Here is a 24,872-nt window from a genome sequence, read left to right as displayed (position 1 = left end):
AAACTCTGCGCCCTTAATTCGTCATCCTGAACTTCACGGTAATCTTCATGCATTGCGCTTTGTATACGGCGGGCACCTGCCGTTCCTGTCAGTGGCTGGAAAAGCCCTATCCGCAGCAACTGGCCGACAAACAGCATCACCTGCAATCGCTGCTGGCCGGGCGCGACGTCGCGCAGTGGCTGCAGCCGGTGGCGGGGGAACTGAGCGCATTTCGCAATAAAGCCAAGATGGTGGTCAGCGGCAGCGTGGAGCGACCGCTGCTCGGCATGCTGCACCGCGACGGCACGCCGGTCGATCTGAGCGACTGCCCGCTGTACCCCGCCGGCTTTGCGCCGATGTTTGCGGTGCTGAAAAGCTTTATCGCTCGCGCCGGCCTGACGCCGTATAACGTGGCGCGCAAACGCGGCGAGCTGAAATACCTGCTGCTGACCGAAAGCACGCTCGACGGCGGCGTGATGCTGCGTTTCGTGCTGCGCTCGGAAACCAAACTGGCACAGCTGCGCGCCGCGCTGCCGTGGCTGCAGCAGCAGCTGCCGCAGCTCAGGGTGATCTCCGCCAATATTCAACCGGTGCATATGGCGATCATGGAAGGGGAGCGCGAGATCGCGCTGACCGAACAGCAGGCGCTGGAGGAACAGTTCAATCAGGTGCCGCTGTTCATCCGCCCGCAAAGCTTCTTTCAGACCAACCCGCAGGTGGCCGCCGATCTGTATGCCACCGCCCGCGACTGGGTGCGCGCGCTGGGTATCGACAGCATGTGGGATCTGTTCTGCGGCGTCGGCGGTTTCGGCCTGCACTGCGCGCAGCCGCAGACGCGCCTGACCGGCATCGAAATCAGCGCGGAGGCGATCGCCTGTGCGCGCCAGTCGGCGCAGCGGTTAGGGTTGTTGCAGGTAGATTTTCAGGCGCTCGACTCCACCCGCTTCGCCACCGCCGAAGGCCAGGTGCCGCAGTTGGTGCTGGTCAATCCGCCGCGGCGCGGCATCGGCCAGGCGCTGTGCGACTATTTGAGCCGGATGGCGCCGGACTATATTCTTTATTCGAGCTGCAACGCCGAGAGCATGGCGAAAGATATCGAGATGTTGCCGGGGTATCGCATCGAACGGGTGCAGCTGTTCGACATGTTCCCGCATACCTCGCACTACGAAGTGCTGACGCTGCTGGTGCGACGTTAAAGGCGCTTTTTGGCAGCCGTGTAAGTCGCTGAACGTTCGCGTTTGCCCACAGACAGGACCAGAACCACGATCTCCGTTTCCATGACGCGATATACCAAACGAAAGCCTGAGGCTCTGAGTTTGATTTTGTAGCAATCAGGCAAACCGGCGAGTTTGTTGGCGGGGACGTGGGGATTAACCAGCACCGATGCCAGCTTTTTTTTGAACTGTTCCCGGATCACCGGGGACAGTTTTTTAAATTCCTTCAGCGCATGTTCTTCGAATTCAAGCTTATAAGTCATCCAAATTGACCTTAATGCGTTTGCCGTTCATCCGTGAACGAACGATTTCAGCGAGTTCGATATCTTCCAGGTACTCCGCGATCGCCTCCCAGGTTTCCGGAGAGACGTAATATCCCGAAATCTTACCGTTGGTCAGGACGGCGACCGGTTGCCCTTGTGCCTCTTTAAGGGCGGCGTTGGGCGATTTCTTAAAATCGCTGATGCTGACTGCCGAGTCGGCAAGAATGGGTTGAACCGTCATGATGTTATCCTTGATGCTAAATTCAGTATCAAATTTAGCACTAACCGGATGGGGTGGCAATTAGATGGAGCCGCCGAAGGAGGGCGACTCCACACGCGGACTTACTGCGGGAACCACTTGTCGTTGATGGCCTTGTAGGTGCCGTCGGCCTTGATGGCGTCCAGCGCGGCGTTCAGCTTGGCCAGCAGCGCCTGGTTGTCGGGGCGCACCGCGATGCCGAGGCCGGTGCCGAAGTATTGCGCATCGGTGATGTGCTCGCCAACCGGTGCCAGCTGCGGGTTGGTTTTCAGCCATTCGTTCACCACGGCGGTGTCGCCGAACACGCCGTCGATACGGCCGTTTTTCAGCTCCAGAATGGCGTTCTGGTAGCTGTCGTAAGAAACGGTGTTAATCTCCGGGTGCTTGTCCTGCATGTATTTCTGGTGGGTGGTGCCGTTTTCCATGCCGAGCTTTTTGCCTTTCAGATCCGCCAGCGAGTTGAACTTGCCTTTTTGCGCGATCACGATCGCCGAGTTGGCGTAGTAAGGCTGGGTGAAAGCGACCTGTTTGCTGCGCTCCGGCGTGATATCCATGCCGGAAATCACCGCATCGTATTTCTTGAATTTCAGCGCGGCGATCAGGCTGTCGAACGCCTGGTTGGTGAAGGTGCACTGCGCCTGCATCTGCTTGCACAGCGCGTTGGCCAGATCGATATCGAAGCCGACGATCTGGTTGTTGGCGTCGAGCGATTCGAACGGTGGGTAGGTGGCGGAGGCGGCGAAGCGGATGGTATCGGCCGCGGTGGCGTTAAAGGTCATCCCGGCCAACATCGTCGCGGCAAGCAGCAGTTTTTTCATGCGTAGAGCTCCTGTCTGGATCCTGAAAGTGATTATTCGCTATCGTTTGTTTTTACTGGTAATCGCCAGAGGTTTTTGCGCGAATGCCTGTTGTTAACCCTGCCATTGAGTGAATTAAAATGCAATATAAATGATTAAGTATTGCCTTGAGGGGTAAAAAAAGCCCCGCACAATGGCGGGGCTCATGGGGGCGGCGGCCTCAGTTGCGGCGTTCAAACGCCAGCGCGCGGCGCTCCACCAGACGCATCAGCAGCGTCAGCAGGCCGTTGACGCACAGGTACACCAGGCCGGCGGCGCCGAACACCATCACGTCGTAGGTGCGGCCGTACATCAGCTGGCTGTAGCCCATCACTTCCATCAGCGTGATGGTATAGGCCAGCGAGGTGCTTTTGAACACCAGCACCACTTCGTTGGAGTAAGACGACAGCGCGCGCTTGAAGGCGAACGGCAGCAGAATGCGCAGCGTCTGCCGGCGCGACATGCCAAGCGCTTCGCACGATTGCCACTGCCCGGCGGGAATGGCGCGCACCGCGCCGTAGAACAACTGCGTGGTGTAGGCCGCGCTGTTCAGCGCCAGCGCTATCATCGCACACAGCCAGGGCTGCGACAGCAGGTTCCACAGCCAAGGGTAGTCGCGGATCGCCGGGAACTGGCCGGGGCCGTAGTAGATCAGGAAGATCTGCACCAGCAGCGGCGTGCCGGTGAACAGCGTCACATAAACCTTGACCAACGGCGTCAGGATCGGCGTTTTCAACGTCAGGATCACCGTCAGCAGCAGCGACAGCACCAGCGCGACGATCAGCGCGGCGACGGTCAGCGTCAGGCTGGTGTGCAACCCTTTGAGGATCTCCGGCAAATATTCAATCATCAGGCCGGCCCCCGCTCAAAGCGCGTGGCGCGCAGCTCAATGCGTTTGATGACGTATTGGCTGAACAGCGTCACCAGCAGGTAGATGGCCGCGGCGATCACATACCAGGTAAAAGGCTCCTGGGTGCGGGTGGCGATGCTCTTGGTTTGCAGCATCAGATCGTTCACGCTGATCAGCGACACCAGCGCGGTGTCTTTCAACAGCACCAGCCACTGATTGCCGAGGCCGGGCAGGGCGTGGCGCCACATCTGCGGCATGATCAGGCGAAAGAAGATCGCCGCCTTACTCAGTCCAAGCGCTTGACCGGATTCCCACTGCCCCTGCGGCACCGCTTTGAGCGCGCCGCGCAGCGTCTGCGAGGCGTAGGCGGAATAGAGCAGGGCCAGAGCGATCACCCCGCACAGGAACGGGCTGACTTCGAAATTGTCGATCGCCAACTGAATCGGCAGCTGGAACAGACCGAGGTTGAGGGTAAAGCCGTCGGAGAGCATCAGCAGCAGCTGCGACGAGCCGAAATAGATAAACAGCACCACCAGGATTTCTGGCAGGCCGCGCAACACGGTCACCCAGGCGGTGCCGAGCCAGCTGACCGCTTTCCAGCGGGACGATTCCCATACGGCGAACAGCATCGCCAGAATCAGCCCGAGGATCAGGGCGCAAACGGCAAGGCCGACGGTCATGCCGGCGGCGCTTGCTAAAGGTTGTAATTCATTCATTTGGGCGTATTACTGCTGGAACCATTTTTTGTAGATGGTTTCATAGGTCCCATCCTGCTTGATCTTGTCCAGAGCGGCGTTGAACTTGCCCTGCAGATCGGTGTTCTTCTGGCGCACCGCGATGCCAAGGCCGGTACCGAAGTAGTCTTTGTCGGTCACTTTGGCGCCCACTGCCGCCAGCGCGTCATTCTGCTTCAGCCACTCGTTGACCACTGCGGTATCGCCGAACACCGCATCAACGCGGCCGTTCTTCAGATCCAAAATGGCGTTCTGGTAGCTGTCGTAAGGCACGGTGGTGATTTCCGGGTGCTTGTCGGTCAGGTATTTCTGGTGGGTGGTGCCGTTTTGCACGCCGACTTTCTTGCCTTTCAGCGCCGCCACGTCAGCGATTTTTCCTTTCTGCGCGATGAACAGCGCCGAGTTATCGTAGTAAGGCTTGGTGAACAGCACCTGCTTCTCACGCTCCGGCGTAATGTCCATACCGGCCATCACCGCATCGAAACGCTTGAACTTCAGGCTTGGGATCAGGCTGTCGAACGCCTGGTTGGTGAAGGTACACTCGGCCTGCATTTCTTTGCACAGCGCGTTGGCCAGATCGACATCAAAACCCTGAATCTTGTTGCCGGCGTCAATAAATTCAAACGGAGGATAGGAGGCTTCGGTAGCGAAACGGATGGTTTCGGCTGCGGAGGCGGAAACGCTGATGCCGGCCAGAACGGCGGCGATTATTAGTTTTTTCATCGCAAACTCCCCAAATTACAGCAAGTTAATTGTTAGTGTGATAAGTAGTTGGCAAACTCGGTGGTCCGCGGCTGCGTGAAGTGGCTGCTGTCGCCTTGCTCCACTACGTGGCCGTTTTCCATGTACACCACGCGGCTGGCGGTTTTGCGCGCCACTTCCACTTCGTGGGTGACGATCACCTGCGTGATGCCGGTGCCGGCCAGTTCGCGAATGATGCTGACGATCTGGGCGGTGATTTCCGGATCCAGCGCTGCGGTCGGTTCATCGAACAGCAACACCTGCGGCTCCATCATCAGGGCGCGGGCGATCGCCACGCGCTGCTGCTGGCCACCGGAAAGGTGCAGCGGGAAGCGATCGGCGAAGTCGGTCAGGCGCAGACGCTTGAGCAGCTTGTCGGCGCGCTCCATCGCCTGAGCCTTGGTCAGACCCAGTACGCGGCAAGGTGCCTCGATCAGGTTCTGAACCACGGTGAGGTGAGGCCACAGGTTGTATTGCTGGAACACCATGCCGACGTTTTGGCGCAGTTCGCGAATGGCTTTCTCGCCCGGCGCTTGCCTGAAGTCGAATTGGTTGCCGGCGATCTGCAGTTGGCCCGAACGCGGCATTTCCAGCAGGTTCAGCACCCGCAGCAATGAACTTTTCCCGGCGCCGCTTGGGCCAAGCAGCACCAGGGTTTCCCCGGCTGGACATTCCAGCGTGATGTCAAACAGCGCCTGGTGAGCGCCGTAATAGCAATTGATACCGTTAAGTTGAATACTCATGCGCCAGAATTGAATAGACATTGATGCCGCAAATGTTAACTTCCGCAGAATACTTATGCAATCTTTGTGCGTTAAAATTTATGAGTGTACGGCGGGACAGTAAAAGATTAGCACAAGATACCGCGACTCAAGCCGAGGGAGGGGATTTGTGGCGCAGGCTGTGAGATCGGTAGCGAAATTTTTTCTATTGGACGAAATTCGAGCGGTAGACGGGCGGCGGGATGACCGACGCGGCCAGCCCGCGTCGGCCGGGGGAAGCGGGTTACTGGTTTTCCAGCACCTGGCGTACGCTGCCGTTGGTGGCGTGCGCTGGAACATTCAGGTAGCGAATATCATCAACCACCCAGCAGGTGCCTTCGCGCACCATCAGCACTTCGTCCTGCCAGTTCACGGTGCTGTTGGCGTCTTTCTGGTAGCTCAGGTCAACGCGCAGCGGGATGTTCTTCGCATCGGTGTTGGGAATGGTCGAGGCGCTGGCGACGGATGCGCTGCTTGGCCCCTGCGCATTGCCGGAGAACAGATCGCCGGTAATCTGATGCTTGCCCGGGTTTTGAGCAGTGCTGACCAGATCCTGATACAGCACTTTGCTCAGATAAGGCTGCAGCTGCGCCAGGCGGTTGCTGTCCGGCAGGCCGGCGCCCTGCTGGATGCGCAGGTCATAGAACTTTTGCGCGACCGTATCCGGGCCGCCTTCCACACAGCTGCCGCTGCGGGTGCCGATATCCTTATATGCCGGTTCCACCGTGGTACAGGCACTCAGCAACAGCGCTAAGGGTAAAACAGCCGCAATCGTTTTTGTTTTCATCTTATTACCTTATGTGAAAGTCTCTACCATGAAGACCGATAGCTTACAGTATAAATGCGTTTTTTGGCCTTGCATTCGTACTGCGTGCCATTGATTAAGCGAACATAATGTCAATCTTCTGGTCATAGATACGTTGAATTAATCAAACAAGGAGTTCTGATGCAGCTTTCAACTACCCCGACCCTGGAAGGGTTTACCATCACTGAATACTGCGGCGTCGTCACCGGCGAAGCGATTCTCGGCGCCAACATTTTTCGTGATTTCTTCGCTGGCGTGCGCGATATCGTCGGTGGCCGTTCGGGCGCTTACGAGAAAGAGCTGCGCAAGGCGCGCCTGATCGCGTTCGAAGAACTGGAAGATCAGGCGAAAGAGCTGGGCGCCAACGCGGTGGTCGGCATTGATATCGATTATGAAACCGTTGGCAAAGACGGCAGCATGCTGATGGTGACCGTCAGCGGCACCGCGGTGAAAGTCAGCCGCTAATCCCATGCCTTAACGCCCTGGCTCACGCCGGGGCGTTTTTACTTTGTCGGCGGGTGGCTTCCGTGGCGACTATTGCTTAACGTTAACGTTAGATCAAATCACCAAACCACAGGGAGGATAAGTGAAAATTTGGCCAGGGATCATCGCCGCCGCGCTGTTGGCTGGGTGCCAAAATCCGCAGCAGGACACGCTCGTCGATCGCGGCGCTTACCAGCTCGAAACCTTGCATCAGGCGCAGGGCGCCGATCGGCGCATTCGCTTTCTGGTGATGCACTACACGGCGGAAGATTTCCATTCATCGCTGAAAACGCTGACCGATGAACACGTCAGCGCGCACTATCTGTTGCCGGCGCATCCGCAGCGTGAACACGGCAAACCGACGGTGTACCGGCTGGTGCCGGAAGCGATGCGCGCCTGGCATGCCGGCGCCAGCGGCTGGCGAGGGCGCAGCAATCTCAACGACACCTCGATCGGCATCGAAATCGTCAACAAGGGGTTCACCCGCAGCATGCTGTTCACCCACTGGCAGCCCTACACGGCGGAGCAGATCGCCGTGCTGATCCCGCTGAGCCGCGACATCATCCAACGCTATGGCATCCAGCCGCAGGACGTGGTGGGGCACAGCGACATTGCGCCGCAGCGCAAACAGGATCCCGGCCCGCTGTTCCCCTGGCGGCAACTGGCGCAGGCCGGCATCGGCGCCTGGCCGGACGAGGCAGACGTGCAGCGACTGCTGGCGGGGCGCGACAGACAGGCGCCGGTGCCGCTGGCGCCGCTGCTCGAAAAGCTGGCGCGTTATGGCTACGCGGTTGATTCGTCATGGGATGCGCGGCAGCAGCGCAATGTGCTGGCGGCGTTTCAGATGCATTTCCGGCCCGACGATGTTCGCGGTGAGCCGGATGCAGAGAGTGAGGCGATTATCGATGCGCTGCTGGTGAAGTACGGCGCGTGGCGTTGATTACAGGCCGTGCAGTTTGCCGTGATCTTTCAGCCAGCGGGCGGTGCGCGCGATGCCTTCTTCCAGCGAGACGATCGGCTGATAGCCCAGCTCTTGCTGCGCGCGGGTGGTATCGAGCGTGAGGTCGAAGTTGAGTTTGGCGACGCCGTAATGGGTCAGCACCGGCTCCTTTTCGCTTTTGCTGCCCAGGCGCTCCATGCCGCGCGCCATCATGTCGAGCATCGGATAGGGGACGGAGCGGATGCGGCACTTCATGCCCAGATCGTCGATCAGCTGCTGCACCACGGTGCGCAGCGGGCGCGGCTGCTGGTTGGTGATGTTGTAGGCGCGGCCGGACGGCGTGTCTTCTTTTAGCGTCGCCAGCCACATGGCGTGCACCGCATTCTCCAGGTAAGTCATGTCCACCATCGCCGCGCCGCCGCGCGGCAGCAGCAGGTTGCCGTAGCGTTTGATCATCTGCAGCAGCCGCGGCAGCATCACCTTGTCGTGCGGCCCGAACAATCCCTGCGGGCGCAGAATGGTGAAATGGGTCTGCGGATTGGACAGCGCCAACTGCTGGATCACCTGCTCGCCGGCGGCCTTGCTGCGCGCGAACTCATTGGCGTAGCGCTGCGGGCGGAAGTCTTCGGTTACGTTGCGGTGATGGTGGTAGTCGAAATAGATCGCCGGGGAAGAGATGTGAATGAACTGCGCCACGCCATAGGCCGCCGCCCATTCGCCGAGGCGGCGGGTGGCGCGGACGTTGGCCAGCTCGAAGGCTTCTTCGGTGCCCCAGGGCGAGGTAAAGCTGGAGCAGTGCCACAGCACGTCGACATCCGCCAGCATCGCCTTGGCCTGCGAAGAGATCAGATTGGTGAGATCGGCATGAATGAACTCCGCGCCCATTTTTTCCAGCAGGCCGCCCATCGCCTGGTTGCGGCCGGTGGCGCGCACTTTGATGCCCTGACGGCGCAGATATTCAACGGCGTTACGGCCTAACCCACTGGTGGCACCGGTGACCAATACCTTCATAACGGACTCTATTCTCACCCAAAATCGGAATACCGGCGGGCGCTTGCGGCGCTCCCAGCAAATAAGATGCCATTCTTCCGTGATTTCGTGCGCTATGCAATCGGAAAGCCCCGAAGCACAGCGGCAAACTGTGCGGTTGATCGACAAATGAGCGCCGTTCAGCGCTGTTGGCGGTCCAGGTTCTCGGCAAGCTCGGCGATGCGCTTCGCCATGCCGCGAAAAATAAACAGATGCGCGGGCATCATGGCGAACCAATACAGCAGCCCGCTGAAGCCGGCCGGGTGCCACCAGGCGCGCACGTCCAGCGTGCGGCGATCGCCGCGATCGGTGATGGTGAAGCTCAGCCGCCCCAGGCCGGGCGCCTTCATGCCGAACAGCAGCGCCAGCTGCCGCAGCGGCTTCAGGGTAATCACTTTCCAGCCGTCGATCTCGTCACCCAGTGCCAGGGCCGCGCGCGCCGGGCGGCCATAGACCACGCCGTTGCCGATCATGTCGTCCATGCGGGCGCGGATCCGCCACAGGATATTGGCGTAGAAATAGCCTTCTTCGCCTCCCAACTGCTGCACCGTTTGCCACAGGGCCTGGCTGGAGGCGGCGGTGTCCAGCGCGCAACCGGCCTGTTTGGGGTAGTAGCCGTAGCCAGGGCGCCAGCGAGCCCGCGCCGCCGGATCGTAGCCCCAGTCGGCGGAGTCGACCACTTCCAGTTCGCGCTGCAGCGTGGCGGTGACCGCCTGATCAAAAGTGTGCAGACGCTGCGGGATCAAGGCTTGCAGCGGCCGGCCGTCGGCGGGCAGATCGTGCTTCAACCCCTGGATCAACGCGCGGGCGATCGGCGTCGGCACCGAGGTGATCAGGCTGATGAACCACACCGAAATCAGCCGCGTCGGCAAGGGGATCGGGATCAGCCAGCGTCGTTTGCCGCTGATGGCGATAAAGCGTTGGAACATGTCCTGATAGCTGAGGTATTCCGGCCCGGCGACGTCGAAGATGCGGTGTTCCTGCGCCGGATGCGCCAGCAGATCGGCCAGATAAACCAGCAGGTTCTCCAGCGCCACCGGCGACGATTTCGAACGCACCCAGCGCGGCGGTGTCAGCACCGGCAGGTTATAGACCATGTCGCGCATCACTTCGAACGCCGCCGAGCCGGGGCCAACGATGATGCCGGCGCGCAGCTCGGTGACCGGTACGCCGCTTTGGCGCAGGATCTCGCCGGTCAGGCGGCGGGCCGCCAGGTGCGGCGAACTGTCGTCGTTCGGCTGCAGCGCGCCAAGGAAGATCACCTGCCTGACGCCGGCATTGCGCAGCGCGTCGCGCAGATTTTCCGCCGCCTGGCGCTCCTTTTCGATAAAGTCGTCGCCGTCGCCCATCGCGTGCACCAGATAGTACAGCGTATCTATTTCCCACAGCGCCGCGCTCAGGGTGTCCGGGCGGTACAGATCGACATACAGGCAGTTGACCTGCGGCCAGTTCTGCTCCTGCAGCCACTCGATGCGCCGCGCGGCGGCGGTAATCTGGTGCCCCTGTTCGATCAGGTGCGGGATCAGGTTCTGGCCTATATAGCCGCTGGCTCCAAGAACCAGTACGCGTTGGGGTATCATCGGGCCGCCTTGTGCGGTGAAAGAGTCGCAGAACGACAGGATGCCAAATTCAGGGTTTAAATGCACTTTTTGTATGGGTATAAGCCGGTTGCATCCGCCGCGGCGCAGGTTCACACTACGCGCCCCTTATCGAACGAAGACCGGATGTCATGAAGCTCAATGTGATTTGTTACGCCCTGCTGGGCCTGGCGCTGATCGCCAGTTTGTTATCGCCGCATCCGGTGTGGATGGGGTTGCTGCTGGCGAACCTGCTGACGTTTCTGATCTACGGCGGCGATAAGCTGGCGGCGCGCAAAGGGTGGCGACGGGTGCCGGAGACGACGCTGTTGCTGTTCGGCGCGCTGGGCGGGTGGTTGGGTGCATTGCTGGCGCAGCAGCTGTTTCGCCACAAAACCCAGAAACAGCCGTTTAAAACCTGGTTCATCCTCAGCGTCGCGCTCAACCTGGCGGCGGTGCTGGGGCTGTGGTACTGGGTTTACGGCCGCTGGATTTTCTGATTGCGGGGCGCGGCCTGCGCCCCAAGCGATCAGGCGTGCTGCTGAAGAAACTCCCGCCACAGTTCGACCACCCGCTGCAGATCCTGACGGCTGACGTCGAGGTGGGTCAGAATGCGCGTCAGCGGGCCACTGCTGATCAGCACGCCGCGTTCGCGCATCCACGGACCGAATTTGGCCGCCAGCGCCGGCGGTTGGCGCAGGTACAGCACGTTGGTCTGCGCGCCGGGAGCGGCGATCTCCACGCCGATCTGCCGCAGCTGTTGCTCCAGCCAGGCCGCGTTGTCATGGTCTTCGCGCAGCCGCGCAACGTTATGCTCCAGCGCGTAGAGACCGGCCGCCGCCAGGATGCCGGCCTGACGCAGCCCGCCGCCGGTCATCTTACGCCAGCGCAGCGCACGCTGAATGAAGGCCTCGCTGCCGCACAGCAGCGATCCGACCGGCGCGCCCAACCCTTTCGACAGGCAAATGGTGAAGGTGTCGCAGTATTGCACGATCTCTTTCAGCGGCAGGTTCAGCGCCACGGCGGCGTTGAAGATGCGCGCGCCGTCGATATGCAGCGCCAGCTGCCGCTCGCGGGTAAACTGCCACGCCTGCTGCAGGTAGGCCTGCGGCAAGACTCTGCCGCTGATGGTGTTTTCCAGGCTCAGCAGCCGGGTGCGGGCGAAGTGGATGTCGTCGGGTTTGATGGCGGCGGCGAGCTTGTCCAGCGGCAACGTGCCGTCGGCGTCGGCCTCGATCGGCTGCGGCTGAATGCTGCCCAGCACCGCTGCGCCGCCGGCTTCGTATTTGTAGTTGTGCGCCTGCTGGCCGACCAGGTATTCATCGCCGCGCTGGCAGTGGCTCAGCAGCGCCACCAGGTTGGCCTGGGTGCCGCTGGGCAGAAACAATGCCGCTTCTTTGCCTGACAGGCGCACCGCCTCGGCCTCCAGCGCGTTGACCGTCGGGTCATCGCCGTAGACGTCGTCGCCGACCTCTGCCTGAGCCATCGCCTGGCGCATGGCGGCGCTGGGGCGGGTAACGGTGTCGCTGCGTAGATCGATAAGCATAGGGTTCCTGGAATGTAAGGGAGAGGAAAAGGGTACATGGCATCATATACCCTTTATTTTACCGGGGCAGCTTGCTTAACGCAGCCAGTTGGTTTTCGCCAGTTCAACCACTTCGTCGCCGCGGCCGTTGATGATGGCGCGCAGCATGTACAGGCTGAAGCCTTTCGCCTGTTCGAACTTGATCTGCGGCGGCATCGCCAGCTCTTGCTTGGCGGTGACCACGTCCAGCAGCGCCGGGCCGGGATGCGCCAACATCTCCTGCAGCGCGCCGTCCAGATCGGAGGCTTTTTCCACGCGGATGCCCTTGATGCCGGCGGCGTTGGCGATCGCCGCGAAGTCCGGATTATGCAGGTCGGTGCCGTCGGTCAGGTAGCCGCCGGCCTTCATCTCCATCGCCACGAATCCCAGCACGCTGTTGTTGAACACCACGATTTTCACCGGCAGCTTGAGCTGCGCCAGCGACAGGAAATCCCCCATCAGCATGGTGAAGCCGCCGTCGCCGCACATGGCGATCACCTGTTTATCCGGCGCGGTGGCCTGAGCGCCGATCGCCTGCGGCATGGCGTTGGCCATCGAACCGTGGTTGAACGAACCGAGCAGGCGGCGCTTGCCGTTCATTTTCACGTAGCGGGCGGCCCACACCGTCGGCGTGCCGACGTCGCAGGTGAAGATGGCGTCGTCGCTGGCGTACTGGCTGAGCTGCTGCGCCAGATACTGCGGGTGGATCGGCTGGTCGTCGTTGGCGGTCGCCAGCCCGTCGAGATCCTTGCGCGCGTTGCGGTAATGCTCCAGCGCCTTGTCGAGGAACGCCCGGTCGCGCTTCGGTTCCAGCTGCGGCAGCAGGGCGGTGAGGGTGGTGTGGATATCGCCCACCAGCGCCATATTGACCGGGCAGTGCGCGCCGATGCTGCCGGGGTTGATGTCGATCTGAATGATGTTGGCGTTGGTGGGGTAGAACGCGCGATAGGGGAACTGGGTGCCGAGCAGCACCAGCGTGTCGGCGTTCATCATCGCGTGGTAGCCGGAGGAGAAGCCGATTAGCCCGGTCATGCCGACGCTGTAGGGGTTATCCCATTCGATATGCTCTTTGCCGCGCAGCGCGTGCACCACCGGCGCCTGCAGCAGCTCGGCCAGCTTGACCACTTCATCATGCGCGCCGGCGCAGCCGCTGCCGCACATCAGGGTGATGTTCTTCGCCTTGTTCAGCGTTTCCGCCAGCTTGTTCAACTCGCTCATCGGCGGCTGCACCAGCGGCAGCGCCGGGGTATGCCAGGTCAGGGTCGCGTCTTCCGGCGCCATGCGCAGCGCCACGTCGCCCGGCAAGACCACCACCGAGACGCCGCGATTGAGGATCGCCTTGCGCATGGCGATCTCCAGCACGCGCGGCAGCTGTTCCGGGTTGGAGACCAGCTCGCAATAGTGGCTGCATTCGCGGAACAGCTCCTGCGGATGGGTTTCCTGGAAGTAGCCGCTGCCGATTTCGCTGGAAGGGATGTGTGCGGCGATCGCCAGCACCGGCACATGGTTGCGGTGGCAGTCGAACAGGCCGTTGATCAGGTGCAGGTTGCCGGGGCCGCAGGAACCGGCGCACACCGCCAACTGGCCGGTAAGCTGGGCTTCGGCGCCGGCGGCGAAGGCGGCCACCTCTTCATGGCGGGTGCCCAGCCATTCGATGGTGCCCATGCGGTGCAGGCTGTCGCTAAGGCCGTTGAGCGAATCGCCGGTCACGCCCCAAATGCGTTTTACGCCGGCTTGATCCAGCGTTTTGGCGATCAGTGTGGCTACGGTTTGCTTCATGGTTCCCCCAAACAAGGTTTGAAAAACGATGTGGACTCGATCCGGTGAGTGGCAGCAGAACAACTGCAAGCATAGCTTACCGGCTGTGGACGAGATGCGGTCAGGAAGGGTAAAGAGCGTAGGACGGGGAAAAGTGTAACCGGGCTGGCCGCGGGGAGCTTGCCGATAAATGCCCCATCGCGGCGATGGGGCTATAGGGGATCACGCCAGCGTGACGTCGCCCTGCAGCTGGCAACTGCAGGCGAGCACGTAGCCTTGCGCTATCTCTTCCTCGCTCAGCGTCATGGTGCTGGTGGTGGTGTAGTCGCCCTCGAGGATGCGGGTTTTGCACGAGCCGCACACCCCGGCGCGGCAGGCGGCGTTGACCGGCAGGGCGTGGGCCTCCATCGCCGCCAGCAGCGTGCTGCCAACCGGTACGCGGAATTCGCGCAGCGGGCGCGCGGCGCGCAGCGTCAGCCCTTCGGTGGCGTCGGCCTGCGCCGTCGGCGTGTGGAACTGCTCTTTATGGAAACGCTCGGCCGGCACGCCGAGCCGGCGGCACAGCTGCTCCACCTGATCCATGTAGGGCGCAGGGCCGCAGGTCATCACCGTGCGTTCGGCGATATCCGGCGCCGCCTGCCGCAGCGTCTGTTCATCGATGCGGCCGCTGAGGTAGCCGGGCTGCAGATCCTGCTCGGCCATCAGCGTCAGGCGCAGCTGCGGATGGGCGGCGCACAGCGCGCGCCATTGATCGGCGAAGATCGTGTCGGCGGGAGTGCGCACGTTAACGATCGCGACGATATCGCAGGCCGGACGGTTGGCGGTCAGCCAGCGGCACATCGAGACGATCGGCGTCACGCCGCAGCCGGCGGCCAGCATCAGATAACGATCGGCCGGGTGGCGCTCGCAGCTGAATTCGCCCTGCGCGTCGGACAGCCACAGCGTGTTGCCGGGCTTGACCTCTTGCGTCAGCCAACGCGATCCCACGCCGTCCGGCAGGCAGCGCACGCTGATGCTGAGAAAGCGGCTCTGGCCGGGCGAGGAGGAGAGCGTATAGGCGCGCAGTGTCTCCTCGCTGTTGCGGATGCTGACCAGCGCAAACTGGCCGGCCTGGTAAGGATAAAAAACGTCGCAGATCAGGTTCAGCGTCCAGACGTCGGCGGTTTCACGCTGGATGGAATGCACCTGCATGCGATTCGGGCAAAGCGGAGTGGGTTGAGTCATCGGGGCACCTCAAAAAGCAAAGGGGCCGGCGCAGGCGGCCCCATAACGTAACGGCATCAGGCGAGCAGCGCGGTGATATCCTGCTCGACGGTAGTGATCGGGCGCAGGCCGAATTTCTCGTTGAGGATCGCCATCAGGTTGTCGGTCAGGAAGCCCGGCGCGGTCGGGCCGGTGACGATGTTTTTCACCCCCAGCGACAGCAGCGTCAGCAGAATGACGATCGCCTTCTGTTCAAACCACGACAGCACCAGACTGAGCGGCAGCTCGTTGACGCTGCAGCCGAGCGTGTCCGCCAGCTTGACCGCCAGCATGATGGCGGAGTAGGCGTCGTTGCACTGGCCGACGTCCAGCAGGCGCGGCAACCCCTCCAGCGTGCCGAAGTCCAGCTTGTTGAAACGGTACTTGCCGCAGGCCAGCGTCATGATCAGGCAGTCTTGCGGCACGCTGCGGGCGAAGTCGGTGAAGTAGCTGCGCTCGTCGCGGCTGCCATCGCAGCCGCCGACCAGGAAGACGTGGCGCAGTTTTTTCTGCGATACCAGGTCGATGACCGTGTCGGCGGCGTTCAGCAACGTCTGGCGGCCGAAGCCGACGGTGATCAGGTGTTCGATCTCGGTGTAAGGGAAGCCGTTCATGCCCTGTGCCTGGCGGATCACGGCGCCGAAGTCGTCGCCTTCCAGATGGTTGACGCCCGGCCAGCCGACGATGCTGCGGGTCCAGATACGATCGCCGTAGTTGCCGACGTTAGGATCGATGATGCAGTTGGAGGTCATCACGATCGGGCCGGGGAATTTGGCGAATTCCGTCTGCTGGTTTTGCCAGCCGCTACCGTAGTTGCCCACCAGGTGCTTGAATTTTTTCAGTTCCGGATAGCCGTGCGCCGGCAGCATTTCACCGTGGGTGTAAACGTTGACGTTTTGCCCTTCGGTTTGCTCGAGCAGCATGCGCAGATCTTTGAGATCGTGGCCGGAAATCAGAATGGCTTTCCCGGCCACCGGGCGCACGTTGACCGCGCTGGGCTGCGGATCGCCGTAGGCCTGGGTTTCGCCGCGATCGAGGATCGCCATCACGTTGAAGTTCATCTTGCCGATGCCCATAGCGTTGTTCAGCAGGGTATCGACGTCGCGCGGCCGGGTGCCGAGCCAGGCCATAAAGGCGTGGTAGTCGGCATAGAGTTGTTCGTCGAACTGGCCGAGCACGTGCGCGTGTTCCATATAGGCCGCCGCGCCTTTCAGGCCGTACAGGCACAGCAGGCGCAAACCGTGTACGTCGTCGCCGACCTCGGCCTTGTCGCTGTCGAGGGCAAACTGCGCCGCCTGTTGCAGCAGCGCAGGCATATCGTCACCGGCCAGCTGCAGGGCCGCCATCGGGTGATCGACGCGCACGCCGGCATCCAGCAACCGGCAACGGGCGGCCAGCGAGTCGCGCAGCAGCAGAGTTTCCCGCGCGTAGCCGATGATGCGCTGGGAATCGAAGTTGACGTTGGTCAGGGTGGAGAAGAAGGCGCGCGGGGCGAAGCTGTCGATCTCGTGGTCGACGATGCCCAGCGAACGCGCCTGCAGCGCCCAGGCGGAGAGGCCCTGCAGCGCCGCCACCAGCAGATCCTGCAGGTCGGAGGTTTCCGCCGTTTTGCCGCACATGCCCTGAGCATACGCGCAGCCGTTGCCTGCCGGGGTACGGATGGTTTGTTCACATTGCACACAGAACATAGTCGCTTCCTTTTATTTTAAAGTTGCATTTGTAATGCTTGTTTAAAAGCATAGATCGGCGATCGGGGTTGCAAAAGGCTTTTGTGCGACTACTGCGGGCAAGTTTGATTTAGCGCAATTTTGCGGTGCGGATGGGAATTATTACGCTTTGGGGGCCAGGCGGCCCCCAGGGGGAAAGGATCAGGAGAACAGGGCGATCAGCACCGGCGCCAGCAGGCTCAGCAGGAAGCCGTGCACGATGGCGGGCGGCACCATGTCCAGCCCGCCGCTGCGCTGCAGCACCGGCAGGGTGAAGTCCATCGAGGTGGCGCCGCACAGGCCGAGGGCGGTGGAGCGGCTGCGGCGCACCAGCGTCGGGATCAGCATGATCGCCACCAGCTCGCGTGCCAGATCGTTGAAGAACGCGGCGCTGCCCATCACCGGGCCGTAGGCGTCGGTGATCAGAATGCCGGACAGCGAGTACCAGCCGAAGCCGGAGGCCATCGCCAGCCCGGCCTTGACCGGCAACCCCAGCAGCTGAGCCGCCAGCGCGCCGCCGGCCAGCGACGCGACGGTCACCACCAATGCCACCAGCGTGCCGCGGCGGTTGAGCACGATCTGGCGCAGCGTCATGCCGCTGTTGCGCAGCTGAATGCCGACCAGCAACAGCAGGAAGATCAGCGCATATTCGCTGCCTTTATGGGCGAACTGCAGCCATTGCCACTGCGTCAGGCCGAGCAGGAAGCCGCCGAGCACCACGCCGCACAGCTTGAGCGACTCCAGCGCCATGTGCACGCGCGAAGGCAGCTTTTCCTGTTTATGGCTGCTGCGCCACGGCATGCGCCGCTCCAGCAGCGCCAGCAACAGCAGGTTGGCGCAGAGAATGCAGAAGAAGAACACCGCGCTGTACTGGAAGATCAGCACCAGGTTGCTGCTGAGATCTTCCATGAATGCCAGGCTGATACCCATGAAAAACAGGATCACGTACACCATCCAGCTGAGCAGCCGGTTGATCAGCACCAGCAGCGGGCGATGGCGTAAGGGAATGAGGTAACCGACAATCAGCGGTAACAGAATAATCAACAGTCCTGAGTACATGGTGCAGCTTGTGTCCTTGAGTTTTGAAGCGCGCCGAACGCCGACGAGGAGCACACGCTAACCAAAAGCCCGGCCGGAGTAAAGCGGCAGATTTGACGTTGGCCGCTTGACCTGCAAGGGGTTTTTTGACCATGCTCTGTGAAGGTCACCTCATTGAAGAGGCGACGGCGCGCACGGGAGGCGGCGGATGTTCTTGGAGCGTATCGAAATTGTAGGTTTTCGCGGCATTAACCGGCTGTCGCTGATGCTGGACGACAACACGCTGTTGCTCGGCGAAAATGCCTGGGGTAAATCCAGCCTGCTGGATGCGCTGACGCTGCTGCTGGCGCCGGAGCAGAAACTGTATCGGTTTGAAGCGCACGACTTCCATTTCCCTCCCGGTGAGGAGGCGGCCAAAGAGCGCCACCTGCAGGTGGTGTTCACCTTCTGCGAAAAAGACATCGGCCATGCGCACCTGCCGCGCTATCGCCACCTGACGCCGCTGTGGGTCAAGGGCGAAGATGGCCTGAGCCGCATTCATTTCCGCTGCGAGGGCGAGCTGGCCGACGACGGCACGGTGTGCACCTGGCGCGGTTTTCTCGACGCTGACGGCAACGCCTTTCAACTGCACCATATCGAACAGCTGGCCCACGCCATTATCCGCATCCATCCGGTATTGCGCCTGCGCGACGCGCGCTTTATTCGCCGCCTGCGCCCCAGCAGCCTCGGCGATGAACGCAAACCCGATACCCAGGCGCTGGCGCAGCAGTTGGATCAGCTGACGCGCGAGCTGGTGCGCAATCCGCAGAAGTTGACCAACGGTGAGCTGCGTCAGGGGCTGGCGGCGATGCAGCAGCTGCTGGAGCACTATTTCGCCGAGCAGAGTTCACAGGTGACGCGGCCGCGCCGCCGCGGCGGTGAACCGGAGCAGGACGCCTGGCGCGCGCTGGACGGCATCAACCGCATGGTGGCCGAGCCGAACAGCCGCAGCATGCGCCTGATCCTGCTGGGCATGTTTTCCACCCTGCTGCAGGCCAAGGGCGACGTCAAGCTGGATCCCCATGCCCGGCCGCTGCTGCTGGTGGAGGACCCGGAAACTCGCCTGCATCCGATCATGCTGTCGGTGGCCTGGGGGCTGCTCAATCAGCTGCCGCTGCAGCGCATCACCACCACCAACTCCAGCGAACTGGTGTCGCTGGTGCCGGTGGAGCACGTCTGCCGGCTGGTGCGCGAGTCGGGGCGGGTTGCGACCTACCGTCTCGGGCCGCGCGGGCTGAGCGCCGAAGACGGGCGGCGCATCGCGTTTCACATCCGTTTCAATCGGCCGTCGTCGCTGTTCGCCCGCTGCTGGCTGCTGGTGGAAGGCGAGACCGAAGTGTGGCTGCTGAACGAGCTGGCGCGCCAGTGCGGCTACCATTTCGAGGCGGAAGGGGTGAGGGTCATCGAATTCGCCCAGTGCGGCCTGAAGCCGCTGCTGCGCTTCGCCCGCCGTATGGGTATCGAGTGGCATGCGTTGGTGGACGGCGACGAGGCGGGCAAAAAGTACGCCAATACCGTGCGCAGCCTGCTGGACAATCATGAAGACAACGAACGCGATCGGCTGACCGCGCTGCCGGCGCCGGACATGGAGCACTTCATGTTCCGTGAAGGGTTCGGCCCGGTTTATCACCGAATGGCGTCGGTGCCGCTCAACGCGCAGATGCCGGTGCGCAAGGTGATCCTGAAAGCGGTTCACCACTCGTCGAAGCCGGATCTGGCGATTGAGGTCGCGATGCAGGCCGGCGAATGGGGCACGGACTCGGTGCCGCCGCTGCTGAAGAAAATGTTCTCACGGGTAATCTGGCTGGCGCGCGGCCGGGCGGACTGACGGCCCGCCGGGCGTTATCGGGCGCAGAAATGCGCCGCCAATCCCTGTTCCAGTTCGTCCAGCAACTGATAGCGGCGGCGATACTCGGCGCGCTTCTTGCTGGCAATCTCTTCGATCGGCTTGCGGGCGATGCGCTCGGGCAGCAGGAAATAGCCGCTGTCGAGCGGTTTGGCGCCCATCGACAGCCAGAACTGATCGTAATCGGCGTGCAGTTGGTCCTTCTTCTTACTCTGGTAACGCCAGTTTTGATAGATATGGGTGGCATTGCCGACGGCTACGATCCGGCGGATGCCGAGATGCCGAGCCAGCGTGCAAACGCCTTCCAGCACCAGTCGTTTAGGGAACAGACCGTGACACTCCTTGGTGGTGTGCTGGATCTCGGCGTGCGGCACCTCATGGTTCGCGCCCTGCAGGCCGCCGATGAACAGCGTCGGCTGCTGCTGATAATGCATCAGCGCAAAGGTGATTTCCGCCAGCATCACGCCGTTGGCGTTGCGCAGCAGCAACGTGGCTTCCCCTTCCTTATTCAGTTTGTCGATCGCCGCCAGTTCCAGCGAGATCGGCGCTTCGTTTTTGCCCATCGCGCGGGCCAGCACGAAAGGCTGTGGGCCGAGGTGGCCGAGACGCATCTTCAGCGGCATGCGCTGCACGATGAGATCGTAATGATCGCGCAGGGCGAACAAGCATTCGATCTTGCTCATGTTGGCCGCCAGGTAGGGGCGATGCAGCTTGCACGGCAGGTTCGGCTGCGCGTTCAGGATCTCTTCCAGCAGCGGGTTGCTGGCCAGGGTACTGAGCAGGCCGCTGGTGGTGCGCCAGTTGAGCAGCGAACGGCCGAGAAACTTCAGGCGAAACGAGGTTTTTTTCCAGGCGTTGCTTGGCGCCTTTTCGCCATTGATCAGCGCCGTCATCAGTTGCCAGCCGTTAAGCGGCCGGGGGGAGGCGAGTGGGTAGCTGAGCTGTGACATGATGAAATCCTTGGCTGTGTTGAATGGCGGTATTTCATCAAGGTTTCACTAAACGGGAGTTCAATGCTGAACTGTAACCAGGCGTGTCTCCACATTGTGTTGAGCTAAGGTTTAGTTATTCCCTACGTTGCATGCTAATTTAGCTCCGCCGCCGCAATGGGCGGTGGATATTCACAAGCACAGGCAGGTCCATTTTGACAGGGTTTAAAGGACATAAACGCCGCTGGATACTCGTTCTGGCGGTGATTGCGGCGCTTGCCGCGGCGGCCGTTTGGCACTTTCGCCATCCGGCGCCAACCGATTTCAAAACGGTGAAGGTCACCCAGCGCGATCTGCAGCAGAACGTGTTGGCGACCGGCCAGCTGGACGCGGTGCGCAAGGTTGACGTCGGCGCGCAGGTCAGCGGGCAGTTGGAAAAACTGTATGTCGAGATCGGCGACAAGGTGAAAAAAGGCCAGTTGCTGGGGGTTATCGATCCGCAACAGGCGCAGAACAGCATCCGCGAAGGCGAGGCGACGCTGCGCGAACTGCATGCGCAGCTGCTGCAGGCGCAGGCGGAACAGCAGCTGGCGGCGGTCACGCTGCAGCGCAACCAGGCGCTGGCCAGGCTGCAGGCGGTGTCGCGTCAGGATTTGGATCAGGCGGCGACGCAGCTGGCGGTGAAGAAGGCGCAGGTGGGCACCATCAATGCGCAGATCGCGCGGAATCAGGCCAGCCTGGACACCGCCAAGATCAACCTGGCCTACACCCGCATCGAAGCGCCGATGGATGGCGACGTGGTGCAGATCACCACGCTGCAGGGCCAGACGGTGATCGCGGCGCAGCAGGCGCCGAACATTCTGACGCTGGCGGATCTCGGCACCATGCTGGTGAAGGCGCAGGTCTCGGAGGCCGACGTCATTAACCTCAAGCCGGGTCAGAAGGCCTGGTTCACGGTGCTGGGCGATCCGACCCGGCGCTTCGACGGCGTGCTGAAAGACATCCAGCCGACGCCGGAAAAGGTCAATAACGCCATCTTCTATTACGCGCGTTTCGAAGTGCCCAACCCGGAAAGGTTGCTGCGCTTGCAAATGACGGCGCAGGTGCACATTCAGCTGGCCGGCGTTCAGCAGGCGCTGGTGATCCCGCTGGCGGCGCTGGGCGATCAGATCGCCGACAACCGCTACCATGTCTCGGTGTTGAAACAGGGCAAGGAAGAGAAGCGCGAGGTGGCCATCGGCCTGCGCAACAATATCGACGTGCAGATCCTCCGCGGGCTTGAGGCGGGCGATGAGGTGATCGTCAGCCGCGGCGGCGTGGAGGCCGGCTGATGGCGGCGCTGTTGCAGCTGAGCGGCATTCGCCGCAGCTACCGTTCCGGCGAGCAGACGGTCGAGGTGCTGAAGGGGATCAGCCTGAGCATCGACGCCGGTGAAATGGTGGCGATCATGGGGGCCTCCGGCTCCGGCAAATCGACGCTGATGAACATTCTCGGCTGTCTGGACAAGCCGAGCGCCGGCGTGTATCGGGTGGCCGGGCAAGATGTGGCGACGCTGAGCGACGATGCGCTGGCGCAGCTGCGGCGTGAGCATTTCGGCTTTATCTTTCAACGCTACCATCTGCTGCCGCACCTGAGCGCGGCGCACAACGTCGAGGTGCCGGCGGTGTACGCCGGGCTGGGCAAAGCGGCGCGGCGCGAACGGGCGGAGGCGCTGTTGCGGCGGTTGGGGCTGGGGGAGCGCGTCAACTATCGGCCGAGCCAGCTTTCCGGCGGCCAGCAGCAGCGCGTCAGTATCGCCCGCGCGTTGATGAACGGCGGGCAGGTGATCCTGGCGGATGAGCCGACCGGCGCGCTGGACAGCCACTCCGGCGAAGAGGTGATGGCGATCCTTAAACAGTTGTGCGCCCAGGGGCACACGGTGATCCTGGTGACTCACGATCCGGCGGTGGCGCGCCAGGCGGAGCGAATCATCGAAATCCGCGACGGCGAGATTATCGCCGACTCGCGGCCGGCACCGCAGGAGAATGCGCAGGCCAAGCCGCTGGCGCTGGCCGCCGCGGCGCCTTCCTGGCGGCAGATGGGCGGCCGTTTCCGCGAGGCGCTGAGCATGGCCTGGCGCGCGATGGCGGCCAACAAGATGCGCACCGCGCTGACCATGCTCGGCATCATTATCGGCATCGCCTCGGTGGTGTCGATCCTGGTGATCGGCGACGCCGCCAAGCAGATGGTGCTGGCGGACATCAAATCCATCGGCACCAACACCGTCGATATCTATCCCGGCAAGGATTTCGGCGACGACGATCCGACCTACCGGCAATCGTTGAAATACGGCGATCTCGACGCGCTGCGCGAACAGCCTTACATCAGTGCGCTGTCGCCGAGCATCAGCAGCAGCATGCGGCTGCGCCTGGGCAACGTTGATGCGGCGGCCAACGTCAACGGCGTCAGCGAGCAGTTCTTCCGCGTGTACGGCATGAGCTTTACCCAGGGCGTCGGCATCGATCCGATGCAGGTACAGTCGCAGGCGCAGACGGTGGTGATTGACGCCAATACCCAACGGCGGCTGTTCCCGCACCAGAAGAACGTGGTGGGCGAGGTGATCCTGGTGGGCAACATGCCGGCGACGGTGGTCGGCGTGGCCAAGGAGAAGCAGTCGATGTTCGGCAGCAGCAAGACGCTGAACGTGTGGGTGCCGTACAGCACCATGGCCAACCGGCTGATGGGCAACAGCTATTTCGATTCGATCACCGTGCGCATCCGCGACGGTTACGACAGCAAGGAAGCGGAGCAGCAACTGTCGCGCCTGTTGACGCTGCGCCACGGCAAGAAGGACTTTTTCACCTATAACATGGACAGCCTGGTGCAAACCGCGGAGAAAACCACCCGCACGCTGCAGCTGTTCCTGACGCTGGTGGCGGTGATTTCGCTGGTGGTCGGCGGCATCGGCGTGATGAACATCATGCTGGTGTCGGTGACCGAGCGCACGCGCGAGATCGGCATCCGCATGGCGGTGGGCGCCCGTTCCGGCGACGTGTTGCAGCAGTTCTTGATCGAGGCGGTGTTGGTCTGCCTGGTGGGGGGCGCGCTGGGGATTACGCTGTCGTTTGCCATCGGCCTGGCGGTGCAGTTGGTATTGCCAGGCTGGCAGATCAGCTTCCCGCCGGCGGCGTTGCTGAGCGCGTTCCTCTGTTCCACCGGTATCGGCGTGGTGTTTGGCTATCTGCCGGCGCGCAATGCCGCGCGGCTGAATCCGATCGATGCGCTGGCGCGCGAGTAAGTAAAAGGCATAAAAAATGCCAGTCACACGGCGGCTGGCATTTTTATCGCAGTCAGGGTCAATGCAGCGCGACGCTGCTGGAGGCGTTCAGGACAGCGCCTCGCTTTCCACCGGCACAATCAGACTGGCATGGTTCCCTTTTGGCCCTTGATGCACGTCGAAGCTGACCTGCTGGCCTGCCTTCAACGTTCTGTAACCATCCATCTTGATGGTGGAATAATGCGCGAAAATATCTTCGCCACCGCCGGCTGGGCAGATGAAGCCAAAGCCTTTGGCGTTGTTAAACCATTTAACAGTACCCGTCTCCATGCTTTTACATCCCTCGCAACGCTATTTTAAGTGAGATGAATAACTGAATTCGCACCCGCCGTGGGCGGGTAGCAGGGTGGACAAGGGGTGGTTAAAAGACCACCAGCCACGAATTTACACTCTAGAGCAAATGATCGGGGCGTCAAGGGATCGGCTTTTGTCGGCGGGGAGCAGTTCACCAAAGTTTGAAGCAGGTAACGCTATTGCCACGATTCAGTCACAATTGGCCCGTTTTTTTGCGCACGTTACAGTGCGGCGGGACGATGGCGAAGATGATAAAATAGTAACTATCCCCACTTTGAATAACCGAAACCTGTCCCCATATCAGAGGGCAGAGCAGAGAAGATGAGCAGCGATGGGCAATAACAACGACTGGCTAAACTTTGAACACTTGGCCGAAGAAAAACAAATCGATGCGGTAAAACCGCCGTCTATGTATAAAGTTATACTTAACAACGACGATTACACACCGATGGAATTTGTGATTGACGTTCTGCAAAAGTTCTTTTCTTATGATATTGAACGCGCAACGCAACTGATGCTCACGGTCCACTATCAAGGCAAGGCGATCTGTGGTGTTTTCACCGCCGAGGTGGCGGAAACCAAAGTCGTCCATGTGAACCGGTACGCAAGGGAGAACGAGCATCCGTTGCTTTGTACGCTGGAAAAAGCCTGAATAAGGCAATCTATTGG

Annotated in this window: 25 protein-coding genes; 8 read left to right on the top strand and 17 right to left on the bottom strand. The window is 61.6% G+C overall.

What is annotated here, in order from left to right; translation table 11 throughout:
• Positions 1–47: 47 nt before the first annotated feature.
• Positions 48–1,175 (top strand): 23S rRNA (uracil(747)-C(5))-methyltransferase RlmC, encoded by a 1,128-nt coding sequence (gene rlmC / locus ACJ8OK_RS13780; RefSeq protein WP_015377295.1) that lies wholly within the window; start codon positions 48–50, stop codon positions 1,173–1,175.
• Here rlmC and ACJ8OK_RS13775 read toward each other — a convergent pair.
• The 8 genes from ACJ8OK_RS13775 to ACJ8OK_RS13740 all read right to left on the bottom strand — a co-directional run bounded on the left by ACJ8OK_RS13775 (position 1,172) and on the right by ACJ8OK_RS13740 (position 6,424).
• Positions 1,172–1,456, bottom strand: coding sequence for a type II toxin-antitoxin system RelE family toxin (locus ACJ8OK_RS13775; RefSeq protein WP_433991077.1), 285 nt, complete (start codon positions 1,454–1,456; stop codon positions 1,172–1,174). The two genes, rlmC and ACJ8OK_RS13775, sit on opposite strands and share 4 nt — an antisense overlap.
• Positions 1,446–1,697 carry a type II toxin-antitoxin system Phd/YefM family antitoxin gene (locus tag ACJ8OK_RS13770; RefSeq protein WP_004928423.1) on the bottom strand — a complete coding sequence of 84 codons (252 nt, stop codon included), beginning with the start codon at positions 1,695–1,697 and terminating at the stop codon, positions 1,446–1,448. Before ACJ8OK_RS13770 ends, ACJ8OK_RS13775 begins: the two co-directional genes overlap by 11 nt.
• A gap of 101 nt (positions 1,698–1,798) precedes the next feature.
• A complete protein-coding gene (artJ, locus tag ACJ8OK_RS13765; RefSeq protein WP_033633468.1) occupies positions 1,799–2,533 on the bottom strand; it encodes an arginine ABC transporter substrate-binding protein in 735 nt (244 codons plus the stop codon).
• Positions 2,534–2,732: 199 nt separating this feature from the next.
• Positions 2,733–3,401 (bottom strand): arginine ABC transporter permease ArtM, encoded by a 669-nt coding sequence (gene artM / locus ACJ8OK_RS13760; protein WP_004928418.1) that lies wholly within the window; start codon positions 3,399–3,401, stop codon positions 2,733–2,735.
• The gene (gene artQ, locus ACJ8OK_RS13755; protein WP_004928413.1) at positions 3,401–4,117 is read right to left on the bottom strand and encodes an arginine ABC transporter permease ArtQ; all 717 of its coding nucleotides are present in this window, start codon (positions 4,115–4,117) and stop codon (positions 3,401–3,403) included. Before artQ ends, artM begins: the two co-directional genes overlap by 1 nt.
• Positions 4,118–4,126: 9 nt before the next feature.
• A complete protein-coding gene (gene artJ, locus ACJ8OK_RS13750) occupies positions 4,127–4,858 on the bottom strand; it encodes an arginine ABC transporter substrate-binding protein (protein ID WP_004928409.1) in 732 nt (243 codons plus the stop codon).
• Between the two features lie 32 nt (positions 4,859–4,890).
• The gene (gene artP, locus ACJ8OK_RS13745) at positions 4,891–5,619 is read right to left on the bottom strand and encodes an arginine ABC transporter ATP-binding protein ArtP (RefSeq protein WP_004928406.1); all 729 of its coding nucleotides are present in this window, start codon (positions 5,617–5,619) and stop codon (positions 4,891–4,893) included.
• Between the two features lie 262 nt (positions 5,620–5,881).
• On the bottom strand, positions 5,882–6,424 hold the full coding sequence (locus ACJ8OK_RS13740; protein WP_015377301.1) for a lipoprotein: 543 nt from the start codon (positions 6,422–6,424) through the stop codon (positions 5,882–5,884).
• 159 nt (positions 6,425–6,583) lie between these two features.
• Between ACJ8OK_RS13740 and ACJ8OK_RS13735 the strand changes: the two genes are divergently transcribed.
• Both ACJ8OK_RS13735 and ACJ8OK_RS13730 read left to right on the top strand, forming a co-directional pair.
• A complete protein-coding gene (locus ACJ8OK_RS13735; RefSeq protein WP_004928400.1) occupies positions 6,584–6,907 on the top strand; it encodes a heavy metal-binding domain-containing protein in 324 nt (107 codons plus the stop codon).
• A gap of 121 nt (positions 6,908–7,028) precedes the next feature.
• Entirely contained in the window at positions 7,029–7,865 is an 837-nt protein-coding gene (locus ACJ8OK_RS13730; RefSeq protein WP_085336398.1) for an N-acetylmuramoyl-L-alanine amidase, read from the top strand.
• Here the strand turns inward: ACJ8OK_RS13730 and ACJ8OK_RS13725 are convergent, their stop codons facing one another.
• Together ACJ8OK_RS13725 and ACJ8OK_RS13720 are read right to left on the bottom strand one after the other, a co-directional pair.
• A complete protein-coding gene (locus ACJ8OK_RS13725; protein ID WP_004928393.1) occupies positions 7,866–8,876 on the bottom strand; it encodes an NAD-dependent epimerase/dehydratase family protein in 1,011 nt (336 codons plus the stop codon).
• Between the two features lie 158 nt (positions 8,877–9,034).
• Positions 9,035–10,474: a DUF2867 domain-containing protein gene (locus ACJ8OK_RS13720; RefSeq protein ID WP_082996894.1), complete on the bottom strand. Its 1,440-nt coding sequence runs from the start codon at positions 10,472–10,474 to the stop codon at positions 9,035–9,037.
• A 149-nt stretch (positions 10,475–10,623) separates the two neighbouring features.
• Between ACJ8OK_RS13720 and ACJ8OK_RS13715 the strand changes: the two genes are divergently transcribed.
• Positions 10,624–10,971 carry a DUF1294 domain-containing protein gene (locus ACJ8OK_RS13715; protein ID WP_082996893.1) on the top strand — a complete coding sequence of 116 codons (348 nt, stop codon included), beginning with the start codon at positions 10,624–10,626 and terminating at the stop codon, positions 10,969–10,971.
• A 29-nt stretch (positions 10,972–11,000) separates the two neighbouring features.
• Here the strand turns inward: ACJ8OK_RS13715 and ltaE are convergent, their stop codons facing one another.
• The 5 genes from ltaE to ACJ8OK_RS13690 all read right to left on the bottom strand — a co-directional run bounded on the left by ltaE (position 11,001) and on the right by ACJ8OK_RS13690 (position 17,800).
• Complete coding sequence (gene ltaE / locus ACJ8OK_RS13710) at positions 11,001–12,017, bottom strand: low-specificity L-threonine aldolase (RefSeq protein WP_021504350.1); 1,017 nt, start codon at positions 12,015–12,017, stop codon at positions 11,001–11,003.
• 75 nt (positions 12,018–12,092) lie between these two features.
• Positions 12,093–13,814: a ubiquinone-dependent pyruvate dehydrogenase gene (gene poxB, locus ACJ8OK_RS13705; protein WP_025302253.1), complete on the bottom strand. Its 1,722-nt coding sequence runs from the start codon at positions 13,812–13,814 to the stop codon at positions 12,093–12,095.
• A 201-nt stretch (positions 13,815–14,015) separates the two neighbouring features.
• Complete coding sequence (hcr, locus tag ACJ8OK_RS13700; protein WP_033633464.1) at positions 14,016–15,017, bottom strand: NADH oxidoreductase; 1,002 nt, start codon at positions 15,015–15,017, stop codon at positions 14,016–14,018.
• A 56-nt stretch (positions 15,018–15,073) separates the two neighbouring features.
• Positions 15,074–16,723, bottom strand: coding sequence for a hydroxylamine reductase (hcp, locus tag ACJ8OK_RS13695; RefSeq protein ID WP_442530641.1), 1,650 nt, complete (start codon positions 16,721–16,723; stop codon positions 15,074–15,076).
• 180 nt (positions 16,724–16,903) lie between these two features.
• Positions 16,904–17,800: a lysine exporter LysO family protein gene (locus tag ACJ8OK_RS13690; protein ID WP_004928363.1), complete on the bottom strand. Its 897-nt coding sequence runs from the start codon at positions 17,798–17,800 to the stop codon at positions 16,904–16,906.
• A 187-nt stretch (positions 17,801–17,987) separates the two neighbouring features.
• Here ACJ8OK_RS13690 and ACJ8OK_RS13685 point away from each other — a divergent pair, with 187 nt between their 5' ends.
• On the top strand, positions 17,988–19,646 hold the full coding sequence (locus tag ACJ8OK_RS13685; RefSeq protein ID WP_033633462.1) for an ATP-dependent endonuclease: 1,659 nt from the start codon (positions 17,988–17,990) through the stop codon (positions 19,644–19,646).
• Between the two features lie 14 nt (positions 19,647–19,660).
• Here ACJ8OK_RS13685 and ACJ8OK_RS13680 read toward each other — a convergent pair whose 3' ends face one another.
• The gene (locus ACJ8OK_RS13680) at positions 19,661–20,614 is read right to left on the bottom strand and encodes a VirK/YbjX family protein (protein ID WP_004928358.1); all 954 of its coding nucleotides are present in this window, start codon (positions 20,612–20,614) and stop codon (positions 19,661–19,663) included.
• Positions 20,615–20,808: 194 nt separating this feature from the next.
• On the opposite strand from ACJ8OK_RS13680, the gene macA reads away from it, so the two are divergent.
• Together macA and macB are read left to right on the top strand one after the other, a co-directional pair.
• On the top strand, positions 20,809–21,924 hold the full coding sequence (gene macA / locus ACJ8OK_RS13675; protein ID WP_060559126.1) for a macrolide transporter subunit MacA: 1,116 nt from the start codon (positions 20,809–20,811) through the stop codon (positions 21,922–21,924).
• Positions 21,924–23,870: a macrolide ABC transporter ATP-binding protein/permease MacB gene (macB, locus tag ACJ8OK_RS13670; RefSeq protein ID WP_060559127.1), complete on the top strand. Its 1,947-nt coding sequence runs from the start codon at positions 21,924–21,926 to the stop codon at positions 23,868–23,870. The genes macA and macB overlap by 1 nt, the downstream gene beginning before the upstream one ends.
• An 87-nt stretch (positions 23,871–23,957) precedes the next feature.
• On the opposite strand, the gene cspD is transcribed toward macB, so the two are convergent.
• Positions 23,958–24,179, bottom strand: coding sequence for a cold shock-like protein CspD (cspD, locus tag ACJ8OK_RS13665; RefSeq protein ID WP_004928349.1), 222 nt, complete (start codon positions 24,177–24,179; stop codon positions 23,958–23,960).
• 355 nt (positions 24,180–24,534) lie between these two features.
• On the opposite strand from cspD, the gene clpS reads away from it, so the two are divergent.
• Positions 24,535–24,855 (top strand): ATP-dependent Clp protease adapter ClpS, encoded by a 321-nt coding sequence (clpS, locus tag ACJ8OK_RS13660; protein ID WP_004928347.1) that lies wholly within the window; start codon positions 24,535–24,537, stop codon positions 24,853–24,855.
• Positions 24,856–24,872 lie beyond the last annotated feature (17 nt).

It is taken from the genome of Serratia sp. CY71090 (assembly GCF_052166845.1).
GTDB classification, from domain to species: Bacteria; Pseudomonadota; Gammaproteobacteria; order Enterobacterales; family Enterobacteriaceae; genus Serratia; species Serratia nematodiphila.
This window is presented reverse-complemented; position numbering and strand designations above follow the sequence as displayed.